At 55.7% G+C, this 12,401-nt stretch carries 13 protein-coding genes; 4 read left to right on the forward strand and 9 right to left on the reverse strand.

All coding sequences use genetic code 11. The features are described from left to right. Positions 1–64: 64 nt before the first annotated feature. Both B4A77_RS10605 and B4A77_RS10610 read right to left on the reverse strand, forming a co-directional pair. A complete protein-coding gene (locus tag B4A77_RS10605; RefSeq protein WP_173381292.1) occupies positions 65–1,234 on the reverse strand; it encodes a ribose-phosphate diphosphokinase in 1,170 nt (389 codons plus the stop codon). A 65-nt stretch (positions 1,235–1,299) separates the two neighbouring features. Then, positions 1,300–2,019, reverse strand: a complete 720-nt coding sequence (locus tag B4A77_RS10610; protein WP_173365627.1) for an OmpA family protein — start codon at positions 2,017–2,019, stop codon at positions 1,300–1,302. Between the two features lie 155 nt (positions 2,020–2,174). Between B4A77_RS10610 and B4A77_RS10615 the strand changes: the two genes are divergently transcribed. After that, entirely contained in the window at positions 2,175–3,218 is a 1,044-nt protein-coding gene (locus B4A77_RS10615; protein ID WP_290740595.1) for a hypothetical protein, read from the forward strand. Here the strand turns inward: B4A77_RS10615 and B4A77_RS10620 are convergent, their stop codons facing one another. The 3 genes from B4A77_RS10620 to B4A77_RS10630 all read right to left on the reverse strand — a co-directional run bounded on the left by B4A77_RS10620 (position 3,219) and on the right by B4A77_RS10630 (position 5,837). Then, the gene (locus tag B4A77_RS10620) at positions 3,219–3,911 is read right to left on the reverse strand and encodes a CAP domain-containing protein (RefSeq protein ID WP_290740597.1); all 693 of its coding nucleotides are present in this window, start codon (positions 3,909–3,911) and stop codon (positions 3,219–3,221) included. Continuing rightward, positions 3,911–4,915 (reverse strand): FISUMP domain-containing protein, encoded by a 1,005-nt coding sequence (locus tag B4A77_RS10625; RefSeq protein ID WP_290723155.1) that lies wholly within the window; start codon positions 4,913–4,915, stop codon positions 3,911–3,913. The genes B4A77_RS10620 and B4A77_RS10625 overlap by 1 nt, the downstream gene beginning before the upstream one ends. Before the next feature lie 88 nt (positions 4,916–5,003). Continuing rightward, entirely contained in the window at positions 5,004–5,837 is an 834-nt protein-coding gene (locus tag B4A77_RS10630; RefSeq protein WP_290740599.1) for a phosphatase PAP2 family protein, read from the reverse strand. 33 nt (positions 5,838–5,870) lie between these two features. Here B4A77_RS10630 and B4A77_RS10635 point away from each other — a divergent pair, with 33 nt between their 5' ends. Then, positions 5,871–6,806 carry an ArsR/SmtB family transcription factor gene (locus B4A77_RS10635; RefSeq protein WP_290728965.1) on the forward strand — a complete coding sequence of 312 codons (936 nt, stop codon included), beginning with the start codon at positions 5,871–5,873 and terminating at the stop codon, positions 6,804–6,806. Here B4A77_RS10635 and B4A77_RS10640 read toward each other — a convergent pair whose 3' ends face one another. Then, positions 6,807–7,361: a ribonuclease domain-containing protein gene (locus B4A77_RS10640; RefSeq protein ID WP_290723160.1), complete on the reverse strand. Its 555-nt coding sequence runs from the start codon at positions 7,359–7,361 to the stop codon at positions 6,807–6,809. Between the two features lie 116 nt (positions 7,362–7,477). On the opposite strand from B4A77_RS10640, the gene hisC reads away from it, so the two are divergent. Next, the gene (hisC, locus tag B4A77_RS10645; protein WP_290740601.1) at positions 7,478–8,587 is read left to right on the forward strand and encodes a histidinol-phosphate transaminase; all 1,110 of its coding nucleotides are present in this window, start codon (positions 7,478–7,480) and stop codon (positions 8,585–8,587) included. Continuing rightward, complete coding sequence (locus B4A77_RS10650) at positions 8,551–9,357, forward strand: pseudouridine synthase (protein ID WP_173381298.1); 807 nt, start codon at positions 8,551–8,553, stop codon at positions 9,355–9,357. The genes hisC and B4A77_RS10650 overlap by 37 nt, the downstream gene beginning before the upstream one ends. Here the strand turns inward: B4A77_RS10650 and B4A77_RS10655 are convergent. From B4A77_RS10655 to B4A77_RS10665, 3 genes are read right to left on the reverse strand one after another with little or no spacing between them, the layout of a single operon-like run. Further along, positions 9,354–10,082 (reverse strand): hypothetical protein, encoded by a 729-nt coding sequence (locus B4A77_RS10655; RefSeq protein ID WP_290723168.1) that lies wholly within the window; start codon positions 10,080–10,082, stop codon positions 9,354–9,356. The two genes, B4A77_RS10650 and B4A77_RS10655, sit on opposite strands and share 4 nt — an antisense overlap. Next, entirely contained in the window at positions 10,070–10,600 is a 531-nt protein-coding gene (locus B4A77_RS10660) for a hypothetical protein (RefSeq protein ID WP_290740603.1), read from the reverse strand. The genes B4A77_RS10655 and B4A77_RS10660 overlap by 13 nt, the downstream gene beginning before the upstream one ends. Positions 10,601–10,656: 56 nt before the next feature. After that, positions 10,657–12,339 carry a glycoside hydrolase family 9 protein gene (locus B4A77_RS10665; RefSeq protein WP_290740605.1) on the reverse strand — a complete coding sequence of 561 codons (1,683 nt, stop codon included), beginning with the start codon at positions 12,337–12,339 and terminating at the stop codon, positions 10,657–10,659. Positions 12,340–12,401 lie beyond the last annotated feature (62 nt).

The following is a 12,401-nucleotide window of genomic DNA, read 5'->3' on the forward strand; positions in this document are numbered from 1 at the left end:
ACAACAACAAAGAGAAGGCTCCCCTGCGGGGAGCCTTTCGAATATCGGTTCAAGCCGGATTCGACTAGAAGAACTGGGGCGGCCAACGCGGGTTCTTCGAGGACATGTCTATCTTGTAGAAGTCCCTTTCGAAGCGTCCGTCGTCAAGTCCGTACATCTGCATCACGTGGCGGGCAATCCACTTGCCGAGTTTCATCACGGTGAGCTTCTTGCGCAGGCGACCCTGGCAGTCGCGGTTCATGATGTCCGGGAGGGTGGACGTCGTGAGGATTTCGTCGATGGCCGGGCTGTTGAGCTTTTCGCGGGCCTCGGGGCTCGTGTGGAAGTGCGTCACGCCGAAGCACACGCGGTTCGGATTACCCTTCTTGATATGCTCGCAGCACTGCACGATGGTCGTACCCGTACGCACCATGTCATCGAACACAATCACGTCCTTGCCCTGGATTTCCTCGATGCTGATGTCGGAGAGTTCCGGGTTGAAGGTCATGCTGATTTCACGTTCGCCGGTACGCACCTTGTCCATCACCACGCGCTTGCATTCCGGCAGGTCGAGTGCCTCGTAGACGGCGTTCATGAACGGGCGAGCGCCCTTGTCCGGAGAGACGATTACCAGGTTGTTGCCGTCCTTGCCGGTCTGCACGAAGTTGCTGTTCTTGATGTAGTGGGCATAGACGTCGGTCGGAATCAGGTTGTGGAAATTGTCCTTGCCGAAGATGTCGGCAAACAGGTTCTGCACCTTGATGCTGTGGTTGTGCACGGTCACCACGGCGTCGACACCGGACTTCTTCAGGAGTTCGGCATAGAGGAGGCTCGTGAAGGCCTGGCCATCGAACTTCTTGAGGTCGACATCCGGACGGTCCTTTTCGAGTTCGCCGATGCGGTGGGGGCCTCTGTCCTGAGCGCTGTAGAACAGGTCGGGTTCAACAAGCACCACCTGCTCGGCACCATTGTCCTTCGCGGCGCGGGCCAGGATGCAGTTGCGCATGGCGTAGTCGTTACGGCTGCGTTCATGGTTCGAAACCGAGCAAATCAACACGATCTTACCTTCCAGACGGCGGCCGATATGTTCCATGTCGTCCACGTCCAGCATGTAGCGAGGGCAGAATTCGGAGTTGGCGAAGGTCTTCAGGGAGACCACGTCGGAGATGTCTTCACGGATTCCGATGTACTGCGCCATGTCGATGGCGAACGGATCATCGGTAAAGTTTCCGGTCACGATAAAACGATCTGACATATTTTTGCCTTGATTTGAGAGTTGAACCTTTGAGAGTTAAACCTTTGGGTGGGTAAAATATAGCTTTATTCCTCGGAAGCCCCGACTTCGTCCTTGTTCACGACGCGGATTTCGATGCGGCGGTTCGCCTTGCGGCCCGCTTCTGTAGCGTTGTCTTGCTTGGGATGGCTGGAACCGTAGCCCACGGCGCTCACGCGGTCCTTCGCGATTCCCTTGCTAATCATGTATTCCATGACGCTATTCGCACGGTCTTCGGAAAGTTTCTGGTTAAAGCTTTCGCTACCTTCGCTGCTGGTGTGGCCTTCGATTTCGATTTTGGCCTTCGCGTTCCGCTTGAGGCCGGCAATCGCATTGTCCAGCGTCTTGAGTGAAGAGGGAATCAGTTCCGCGCTGCCCGCCTTGAAGTTCACGCCGGTAAGTTCGGCACGGGTGTCGTCAAAGAGCACCGTAATGCCGCCCGTGCTTGCCGTCCTGGATACATAAGGTGTCTCGCCACATTCGAACGGGCCAGTCAGGCTCTCGCAAAGGATCGTATAGGAATCCTCGCGCGGAATCATGAAGGCGGCCTCGCCGTAAGTATCAGTCGTCACCGTAATCTTGTTCTTCGGCTTTTTCTGCCCCACGAATACGAGTTTTTTCTTAACCTGCGGCACGTCATCGTAGTTCGTGTAGGTGACGTTCAGCACGGCATGCGTCTTGTTGGGCGCAAGCGAGCCCGCATGAACAAGCGCAGTTCCCGGAAGCAAAAAAGCGGCCACAGACACGGCCAAAGCGGATACCTTCATAAAGAACCTCTCAATTTACGCGCCAAAAATAGAATTTTATCACACAATCGTGCAATCATGTATTTGAAAAAAGGGTGCACAATTCTATCTTTGTCAACGGATTTTCAAGGAGTGTGTACACCGTCTTCCCGGACGGTTTCCTGTAGGAGAAATAAATGAAACGTTTGAAGATTGCAGCTGCCCTTCTAGTCGCCGGCATGGCGACCTCCGCATTCGCCATCGATGGCGAATTCAGCCTCAAGGGCAACATCCAGACCCAGGTCACCAAGTCCATCGCCAACGACTCCACCAATTTCAACAAGGGCTGGTTCCGTGCCAACGTGGGTGGCCAGTACAAGAGCGACAACCTCGAAGGCCTCATCATGCTGCGCATCTTCGCGCCGGAATTCGGCAACAAGATCGAAGGCAAGATGTACGACAAGATTCTCGCCGACCTCTACTGGGCGAACTACAAGTGGAAGCTCAGCGAAAACGACGTGCTGAACCTGAAGATCGGTCACTGGAAGACGGACTGGTCGCAGTCCACCCATTTCGGTACCTACGTGGACAAGGAACTCACGGCCCGCGGCCTCTGGATGCGCGACTACAGCCACAACGCCCTCGAACTCGGCTGGAAGCACGGTCTCAGCTACCTGACCGCCATGCTCGCCACAAAGGATGAGTTCGCGAACCGCGGGTACGTCCGCGTGGAAGAAGACATGAAGTTCACCTTCCCGCTCGAAATGAAGGTCGCCTACCGCGGAAACCTCATCGACGTCCTGCAGAACACCGCCTACATTACGCACCGTATCGCCGCCTACGCAAGCTACAACGTCCTTCCGATTCTCCGCTTGTACGGCGAATACTCCTGCGTCTACACCCAGGACGACGACCTCAACAAGGACGCGAAGAACTACATTGCCCCCGAAACGAAGTACTACCAGCCGGGAATCTACTTCCAGCCGTTCTACCTGGGCCTCGACTTCGCCCCCAAAAGCGGTTTCTGGAACATCCTCATGAGCGACCTCATGGTGGAATGGGAATTCATCGACAAGCGCGACAACCTGTACGCCGTCTCGAAGCATACCTACGACGACTGGGCCTGGACCGTCGCCTGGAACAAGAAGATTGGTTCTTCGAGGCTCCAATTCAGCGTCTACAGCGAAAAGAAAATCAGCGACGTGGCTTTCGCCTTCCGCCTGACCTCCACGTTCAAGTAATTAATAGAAGTTCATGTTGAACCAGGCCTTGGAGCCGTCCTCGCTATAGGCGATGCCACACGCCAGCGAGGTGTAGCGCGTATTCTTCATGTTCAGGTAGTGGCCGATGTAGGAATAGTCCTCGGACTTGTTCGGATCGCGTTCTCCGCTCGTCACGAGCTTCTTCTCATCGTCCCACATCATGTTCACGTAGGTATCGACAATCTTCTCGGGGGTACCATACCACTTGGTGCTGACATTGGGGCCGGTATTCTGCGCCGATTCATTGCAACTGCCGAAATTCGCATGTCCCTTGCCCGCTTTCATGTCGGCGGCGGCCTGTTCCTCCACGCAGGATTCACGTTCCGCAGTCGCTCGTTTAAGGGGCGGAAGGTCTTCGGTCGCGCGCTTTGCATTTACGACCTCCAGACAGTAGTCTCGCCAGTCCGCCGATGCCGTCTCAGAGCTTGCGGGAGCCTTCTCGCTAGAACTTGACACCGCAGGCTTGCTTTCGCTCGAAGCCGCAGCCTCTTCCTTGGCAGAAGAACTTGCCGGGGCCTTGGCGCTGGAACTTGGAATCGGGAGGTTCACCTCGCCGCGATCGATGAAATCGTCGCCACTGGTCGCCGAAGAATCGTCGGAACAACCAACGGCAAAGAAAGATGCCACGGCCAACGCCGCACAGATTTTCAGGAAACTAGCTTTCTTCTTCATCAGTTCAACTCCGTTACACAACGAACATAAAGTCCTTTCTGCACATTCTGGTCGGTGCGGTCGATACTCTTGGCCTGCCGCCTGAATTCCCATGAACGTCCCGTGTTTTTCATGATGGAGGTCGAGGACCAGTAATGGCCGGTCATGTCGCTATTGCAGTAGCCGTCCCAGTCCTTGCAGCCGCCACGGCCCAGGTTATCCCAGTTGAGCCTCGCTCGGTCCTTCTGGAAATCGCGCCATTCGCCGTCGTCGGGCAGGTGCCAGCCGCTCGGGCATGCCTTTTTCGCCTCGGTATGCGTGTAATAGCGGCCGAACTTCTTGCAGAAAGTCGTGTCTTCGAGCAGGCACTGCTTCGCGCTCGTGAGGCTATATTTCAAGTTCGAGACCATCCACAGCCTATCGTCGCGCTGTTCGACCTTGTAGACCTGGTTGTCGCGCGGGTCGGTGAGTTTCATCGTCTTGCTGTCCACGAACTTTTCGGCATAGAAGTCGCGTTCGGAGACACAGCGCACCGTCACCACCGCCTCGGGAGGGAGCGTGACCATCTTCGCGTTGCCACGCTTCACGTCGAGCATCATGGCCCGCGCCCCGTCGGGGTCGGCAACCGCGAAATAGGCGGCGTCCTTGCCCTGGATGTTTCTCGCAGGGTCCGCCATGTCATAAAAGCCTCTCGTCTTCCCGGCAAAGGACTTCACGTTCGAAAGCTTGCGGGGGCCCGTAAAACGGTCCTTGGCAAAGAGAGTCCATTCCTGGATGTCGGGAAGGTGCGTCCCCGCAGGGCACGATGCCATCCACCCCGACTGCTTGTAGAAAGCGTTTTTGTCTTTATCCCTGAAGGCGACTGTCTTCTGGTAAGAAAGATTATCGGTAAACCAGTTCAGTTTTCCAGATGCGATTGCCCTGTAGGTTCTCCCGTCGCGGCTATCCCTCACAACGGGGTCCGCATAAGCAAATTCTGCTACAAAAATAAAGGCCACAGCCAAACGGCCAACAAGTCGAAACATTCAATACACCTCTAGAGGTAAAAACTTTTCCTTAATATATATACAAGCTCGGAAAAAAGGAGCTTCGTCAAAAAAAAATGTTAAAAAACTAGAAAGCGAGGCTCAATCCGAGCGCTCCGGGTCCGCCCCAGACTCCGGCAATCGAAAGTGGGCCAATTCGTACCGATTTTTTATGGAGTTCAATCACGGCGAGGCTTATTCCGGCCCCCGCGAGCGAACCTATCACGACATCGGTCAGGTAGTGTTTGCCAGCCGCGATGCGTAGCACCCCCACAAAGCCCGCCAGCGAGAGCGAGCCCGCCCAGACGAGAGACCTATACCGGGAATTCGGGTACATTTCCGAGAACCACTCGCCCGTAAACACGGCGACCGTAAAGGCAGCCGAGGCGTGCCCGCTGAAGAAGCTCCCGTAGGCCTCCCCCGTGGCTTCCGCAGCAGCATCCGCGCCCGCCCCCCCGGTCGCATACATGTAGGGACGCGGCCAGAACTTCATGGAACGCACGGCAAGATTGAGCCCGTTCTGCAGAGCGAGCGCCTGCGCGAACATCAGGGTATAGGCAGCAAAATCTCCCCCGGCGGCATCCCCCCGGAACCAGGAGATTCCCGCAAGGGCCACAGGAGCCGCCCCAAGCACGGCAAACCACGTACTCACATCTCCCGCCGCCTCGCTGTAGCGCCCCGCAATGGCGCGGTCCCACGGCAAAAGGTCCTCGCGCGCAGGCATGTCCTCCGGTGCGGACACCGACATGTTGCTCAGGAGATAATTCCCGTAGACACTCGCAAAAGCAGAAAAAAAGGTCAGCGGCATGTCCAGCGGAAGCGAGACCTCGTAATGGCGCTCCACGGTTTGCGATGCAGGCGCCCCCGCAACACAACAGGCAAGGATAGCGAAAATGCAGATTTTCAACGAAAAGCGCGACACTCCGTAAAGTTAAATAATTATATTGCATAGCGTATGCAACGCGAACCGATTACCCCGACGATGGATTTGTTCGGCGCCATTTCCGACGAGATGCGCCTCAAGATTCTGATGCTCCTCGACATTGCGGAATTTACCGTCAACGAAATCAAGGATATTCTCGACATCCACCAGAGCAATGCGAGCCGCCACCTCTCGAAGCTTTCCGCCTGCGGCCTCCTCAAGGACAGGCGCGATGGCATCAAGGCCTACTACCGCCTGAGCGAAGAACTCCTGCTCAGCAACCGCGTGCTTTCCGTAATCCGCGACGCATACGGCGAACTTGCTGACAAGGATATCCTGCGTTGCCGGGCCGAACAGGTGCTCGAAGAACGCACCGACCAGACCAAGGGGCAAATCCACAAGCTGAACCAGGCGGGCGGAAGCCTCAAGGCGCAAATCAGCCTGTTCAGCAAGCTTATGATTCCCTTTGAAAACGCGGTCGATATCGGGTGCGGCGAAGGCGGCGACCTCTCGCTCATGCTCGCAAGCCGCTGCAAGAACGTCACCTCGCTCGACTACGACCCGAAGGTCATCAGCGGGCTTACGAAAATCCTGAAGCAGAAGGGCATCAAGAACATCACGCCGAAAGTCGCCGACATGACAAAGACAGGCCTCCCCGACGACTACGCCGACCTCGTGCTCATGAGCCAGGTGCTGCACCACGCGACAGACCCGCGACTCGCCCTCAAGGAGGCTGTGCGCATCCTCAAGCCGGGCGGAACGCTTGCTTTCCTTGACCTCGCACAGCACAAGGAAGAATCGTTCCGCACTACGCACGGGCACATCTGGCTGGGCTTTGACCGCGGCCAGCTCGAGTTCTTCATGAAGGAATTCAACTGCAAGATTCTCGAAAGCGAAATTATCCCGAGCGAGAACGAGGTGGACAAGAAACTCCCCGTCATCTGCATGATTTTGACGAAAGAGAACTAATTAACGGATTTTCAGCTGAGTGAAAGATTCGTAGTGGTCTGACGTGTAGTAGATTACGCAGTCCGGCTGGTACACGAGTCTTTTGGTTCCGCGATTTGCTCCGGAATAATCCACGTCGGCTTCGTGGTAAGAACCTTCGGGCAACGTCTCGTGAAAGTTCTCCGGATTCGAGGCCAAATTGTCAAAGTTGTCGCCACCGATCATTACACCGATTGTGGTCAACGGGTTGAAATTCCACTTTTCGAATGTATTTCCCGTCTTGGATTCGTAAAGCTTTTTGCCTTCGTTCTTGCCGACATAGTTCGCGGGCAACTTGTCGAACTTGCACAGGTATGCAGCCACGGAATCCCTGGTCGTGTACAGGCCGGTTTCCTCTACAACCTCGTAGATGCGTTTGGCATCTGCATCGGACGATTCTGCGACACTGCTCGAAGAAACCTTTTTGAAGCTAGGCGAGGAATCATCACTGCCGACAGGCTCTCCCGTCGCGGTGCATGCAGCAAAAAAAAATGCGGCAAGACCGGCAAGTAGAATCTTTATGGAAACATTCTTCATACGATAAATATACATTAAAAAGGCCCAAGCACACAAAACAGCAAGGCAACAGACGATAAAAGAACTATATTGTGGGCGATTACTAAAAACTATTAACTATCAACTGGCAACAAAAAATGGATATTAACGAACTCGCCCAAAAGCACATCTTGAACCAGCCCCTCTACGTGACCGGCAAACCTATCGCCTACACCGCCCGCGAATTTGGCCTCGACCCGAAAGACATCGACAAGCTCGCGAGCAACGAGAACCCGTTCGGCCCGAGCCCGAAGGGCATGGCCGAAGCCCGCAAGGCGCTGGAAGAAATCAACCTCTACCCCGATGGCGGCAGCTACGACCTCATCGGCAAGATTGCCGAGTTCCGCGGCGTGAAGCGCGAACAGATTGCCGTGGGCAACGGCAGCAACGAGCTCCTGGACATGATTGCCCAGGTGTTCCTCGGCCCCGGCACCGAAGCCGTGATGGGCAAGCACAGCTTCGCCGTCTACAAGCTCGCCACCATGGCGATGAACGCCAAGATTATCGAAGTCGACATGCCGGCCCCGGCCTACAACTACGACCTCAAGGCCATGCGCGCCGCCGTGAACGAGAAGACCCGCATCGTGTTCCTCGCGAATCCGAACAACCCGACGGGCTCCGACCTCACCGCCAAGGAAATCATCGACTTCGCCGACAGCCTCCCCGAGACCTGCGTGCTCGTGATGGACGAAGCCTACACCGAATTTATCGAGGACACGCCGGAACTCGTCCCGGATTTCAACAGCCGCATCGCCGAGGGCAGGAACATCATCTGCTGCCGTACGTTCAGCAAGATCTACGGTCTCGCAGGACTGCGCGTGGGCTACTGCATCACCCGCCCCGAAATCGTGAACCTCATCAACCGCGTGCGTGAACCGTTCAACGTGAACAGCATCGCCCAGGCCGCCGCCATCGGCGCCATCGACGACCAGGAATACGTGAACAAGGTCCGCGAGCTCAACAAGAAGGGCCTCGACCAGCTCAAGGCCGGCTTCCGCGAAATGGGCCTCCCCTATGTGGATAGCCACGCGAACTTCATCGCCGTGAGCGGTTTCAAGGATCCGATGGACGCGTTCAAGTTCCTGCAGATGAAGGGCACCATCATCCGTCCGCAGCCTGCCATGGGCGACGTGCTCCGCATTACCGTGGGCACCGAAGCGCAGAACGAAAAATGCCTCAAAAACATCAAGGCATATCTCGGCAAGTAAAGGCTCACGGAGTCGCGCGAGTCATCTCGAAGCGTGGCTTCTGTAGCCGCAGCGCAGCAGAAAACCTGGTCCGCGAGGGCCGGGTTTCTTTGCGTGGTAAAATCGTGCGCGACCCCGAAACGCCCGCCTACGAGAACGACGAAATCCTTGTGGACGGCACGCCAGTCGAGGCCGCCCAGAAGTTCTATTTCGCAATGAACAAGCCCCGCGGAATCGTCACTACCGCAAGCGACGAAAAAGGCCGCAAGACCGTGATGGACTTGTTCCGCGAAGAATACGCCAAGATGTTCCCCTGCAGGCCCGTACCGCACATATCGCCGGTGGGCCGCCTCGACGCCGCCAGCGAAGGATTGTTGCTTTTTACGAACGACACGCAATGGGCCGACACACTGCTGAGTCAAACCCGCTGTCATTCTGGAGCCGCAGGCGATAGAATCCACAAGCAATCCCACTTGAAAATCTACCGCGTGCAGGTCGCGGGCAAACCTTCCGCTGACGACCTTGCGAAAATGGAAGCCGGCTTCAACGTACCGCCCCGCGTCTTCGGCGAAAAGGAAGAATTCATGCATGCCGAGCGCGCAGCCATCGCGAGCGTTGGCGAAAAGAACTGCTGGCTCGAAATTGAATTGTCCGAGGGCAAGAACCGTGAAATCCGCCGCATGCTCGCCCACCTCGGCTACGAAGTCATGCGGCTCATGCGCATCCAGTTCGACAAATACACACTGGGCAATTTAAAGCCAGGCGAAATCAGGGAAATCAAGCCACTTTAAAACAACTTACTGGCGGCGGTCAACGACAAACCCAAGTGGAAATTATTCCATTCATCGACGGGGTCGCGTTTCGGGTTCTCCCCTATCCGGAATCTATCGTCGCCATATTCTTCGTTATTGGGGCCAGCGGCAGTGACGTGAAATCCCGCAGTCAAGGTGAACCCGACAAGGTAATATTCCGATATGCTCCAGAGTTTGCCCGCCTCGACCTTGAAGCCGACATCAAAATCACAATACTCCATCCCATAATTTTCCCACTGGTTGTCGCTCCACATGAAAGAGAGCGTAGTACCCGCAAACAACCCGTACAAGGCAGAGTTTTTGGACGTGAAGGGGAAAACCTTGAGTCCGAAGCCGAAAAGCGGGCGGACCATAACCTCGGTTTCGGCGTATTCATCCTTGTCGCGGGAATAAAGTTTGTAGCGGGAATCACCTATCGATACGAAAAGACCGAAATCCAACAAGAAGACGAACCTTTCGCCAGGAGAAAATCCCGCCTGCACACCGAGCATCGGGCCGCCACCTTCAAAAGAGAAGATATCGTACGTGAGGTCCTCGTCATAGACCATCTCGTCGCGTTCCGTATCGTGATACCAGTGCGTGAAGGATTCCGTCTTGATGCTGTACGACGCATAATGGCCACCCAGGGACACCTCGAAATACGCGAACCCCGAATCATCCAAGGCGAGCGCCGCACAGGCCAGGCAAGCAACTAATAGCACCATCCGTGGGAACATTTCAACCTCAGGGCGGCATAATTCACGAACTTGCCACAGGACGTATCCTCGGGCGGCAAGAATTTCTCGAACTCAAAATTTCCACGGACGGAGCGTTCGTCATATTCCACAAAGCGGAAATTGAGGTCATCCGGTTTCCAGTATTCCGAGTGGCTGTCAATCTCGTACGTGGGCAGCGCAACGACCTTGTCACCGCAATAGAAGGAGATATCTACAGAAACCTTGTTCTCGCGACCTAGCGAAAACAGGCTGTCGCAAGTGTCCCTGCAAACAATCCTATTCACCGAATCCTGTACTACGGATGTATCCGCCCAGACCGTGTCCCCGGCCTGGTACGTAACGCGCAATTCCAGGGAATCTACCTTGTCGGGCTTATATGCAGCAATGTCTGTCCAATATTCGGGATCACCCCACTCATCCACCGGGTCACAAGCCATACAGCAAAAAGCCAGCCACGAAAAGACTAGCACGCGGAGCATCACAAATCTGAACCCGATAGACTTCATCAGGTTCTAATATACATATAAATTTAAAGCAGCGTAACAGAATTTGCGAAAAAAAATTAGCAGCAGAAACTGAGTGCCGCTACCAGCGGGGCATTCCAGTTGATGGCGGTCTCGTTGCTCGCAAAGGAGCAACGTTCGTCCGTGTACGAGAGTCCCGGCTGCGGGCCCGGATAATGCGGGAACCTGTGCATGTCCTGCCTGTCGGCATTGATGCCGCCCGCGAGAAGCCCGGGGATAGGTTCCGCGATGCCGTCGGAATGGCTTATGCGATGATGGATGAACTTCGGGGAGCTCCACGCGGAACCCGTCACGAAGCAACGGTCCACCGGATTCTTGCCGAAAATAAAGTCGAGCATGCGCTTTGCACAGTCCGCATAAGCGGCCGACGGGAACCATTCGTTTGCGAGGAACAACGTTAGCGCGTGGTTCGCAATTTCGCCGTTGGAACCCCATACGAACTTGCGGATAGAAAGCCCGTAGGCATCTTCGGCAGCAAGCTTCACGATCTTGTCCGCAACGCCCTTCAGCGTGTTGCGTGCGCGCACCTGCAAGTCAAGGTCCTGCGACTGCAACGCAAGCGCAATCCAGCCCAGGTTCTGCGTATCGCGCCAGCTCATGCCCAAATCGGGCGGGCATTTTTCCATGTCCGACAGCAGATGATTCCTGAAGTGGTCGCAATCATCCCGTTCGCAATCCGCGCAAATCTTGATACTTCCGCAGACCTCGCGGAACAGCATCGCGCGCGCCCAGAAGAACTCGTCATCGTAGCGCTCGTCACCATACCCGCCGCTACCCTCGGTATTGTGCGGGTAGGTGACCTCGGGGTTCTCGACGGCCCAGCGGTAAGCACGGAGGGATGCATCCAGGCACTGCTTCGCAAATCCGGGATACGCATGGGCAAACACGCGATGCGCCTGCGCAAGAGCACCTGCAAAATTCAGCGTCGATGTGGTCGATTTCCCCAGAATCTGGCGCTTCTGCAGGGCATCGGACTGCGACGGCGAAACAAAGCCGTCCCAGCGTACCGGCGACACCTTGAAAAACACGCCGCCGTCATCGTCCTGCATGCGGAGGAAAAATTCAAGTTCGAACCGGATTTCCTCGAGCAAGTTCGCACGGAACGAGCCCGCGTCGAAAAAGTCAGCATTGGCGAAAGTCACACGCCGGTCATCCGCGAATTCGGCAGCCAGAAGGAGCGTCGCCACCGAAACGCCGCCATTCACGATATACTTGCCGTAGTCGCCCGCATCGTACCAGCCGCCATGCGCATTCCAGGTTCCCTTCCGTTCCATGCTCGGGTGGAATTCGATGTTGTCATCCAGATGGGCCGCGGGCCTCGCCCACTTTCCGGCACGGTCCGGAGTCAGTTCCACGCCGCAACGCTGGAAATAGAACGAGCGGAGCGTCGACGAAAGCTGTTCCAGCACAAGCCTGTCCGAAATTTCGAAGAATTTGGATTCGGCAAGCACGTTCCCCTTCGCGTCGATTACCGAAACACGATACTTTCCCGACTTTTTGATTGTCGAAAAATCCCCTTCCCATACAAATTCGTCCGTATAGGTGCATGGCCCCTTCTCAGCCATCGAGGCTCCGAACACGCGTTCCCCGTTTTCGGAAAGGATTTCGAACCAGGGCAGCATCCCCTTCAGGGGATTGTCCACCACATCGCAAGCAAGCAAAAACACCTTCGGCCCCCTGGGGGCGTAGCCGACATGGTTGTAGCGGACGCTGAAATTCATGCCCTAAGAATAAATTTTTCACAACCCAAAAGAAAGGGCCTTGACGTCTTTTCCGTTTACAA

The sequence above is a fragment of the Fibrobacter sp. UBA3718 genome, from assembly GCF_002371935.1.
Taxonomy (GTDB): domain Bacteria; phylum Fibrobacterota; class Fibrobacteria; order Fibrobacterales; family Fibrobacteraceae; genus Fibrobacter.

What these genes read in the sequence shown, in the direction of transcription:
- B4A77_RS10605 (WP_173381292.1), bottom strand. Translation starts at nt 1,234, where the DNA reads ATGTCAGATCGTTTTATCGTGACCGGAAACTTTACCGATGATCCGTTC.
- B4A77_RS10610 (WP_173365627.1), bottom strand. Translation starts at nt 2,019, where the DNA reads ATGAAGGTATCCGCTTTGGCCGTGTCTGTGGCCGCTTTTTTGCTTCCG.
- B4A77_RS10615 (WP_290740595.1), top strand. Translation starts at nt 2,175, where the DNA reads ATGAAACGTTTGAAGATTGCAGCTGCCCTTCTAGTCGCCGGCATGGCG.
- B4A77_RS10620 (WP_290740597.1), bottom strand. Translation starts at nt 3,911, where the DNA reads ATGAAGAAGAAAGCTAGTTTCCTGAAAATCTGTGCGGCGTTGGCCGTG.
- B4A77_RS10625 (WP_290723155.1), bottom strand. Translation starts at nt 4,915, where the DNA reads ATGTTTCGACTTGTTGGCCGTTTGGCTGTGGCCTTTATTTTTGTAGCA.
- B4A77_RS10635 (WP_290728965.1), top strand. Translation starts at nt 5,871, where the DNA reads ATGCAACGCGAACCGATTACCCCGACGATGGATTTGTTCGGCGCCATT.
- B4A77_RS10640 (WP_290723160.1), bottom strand. Translation starts at nt 7,361, where the DNA reads ATGAAGAATGTTTCCATAAAGATTCTACTTGCCGGTCTTGCCGCATTT.
- hisC (WP_290740601.1), top strand. Translation starts at nt 7,478, where the DNA reads ATGGATATTAACGAACTCGCCCAAAAGCACATCTTGAACCAGCCCCTC.
- B4A77_RS10650 (WP_173381298.1), top strand. Translation starts at nt 8,551, where the DNA reads ATGCCTCAAAAACATCAAGGCATATCTCGGCAAGTAAAGGCTCACGGA.
- B4A77_RS10655 (WP_290723168.1), bottom strand. Translation starts at nt 10,082, where the DNA reads ATGGTGCTATTAGTTGCTTGCCTGGCCTGTGCGGCGCTCGCCTTGGAT.
- B4A77_RS10660 (WP_290740603.1), bottom strand. Translation starts at nt 10,600, where the DNA reads ATGAAGTCTATCGGGTTCAGATTTGTGATGCTCCGCGTGCTAGTCTTT.
- B4A77_RS10665 (WP_290740605.1), bottom strand. Translation starts at nt 12,339, where the DNA reads ATGAATTTCAGCGTCCGCTACAACCATGTCGGCTACGCCCCCAGGGGG.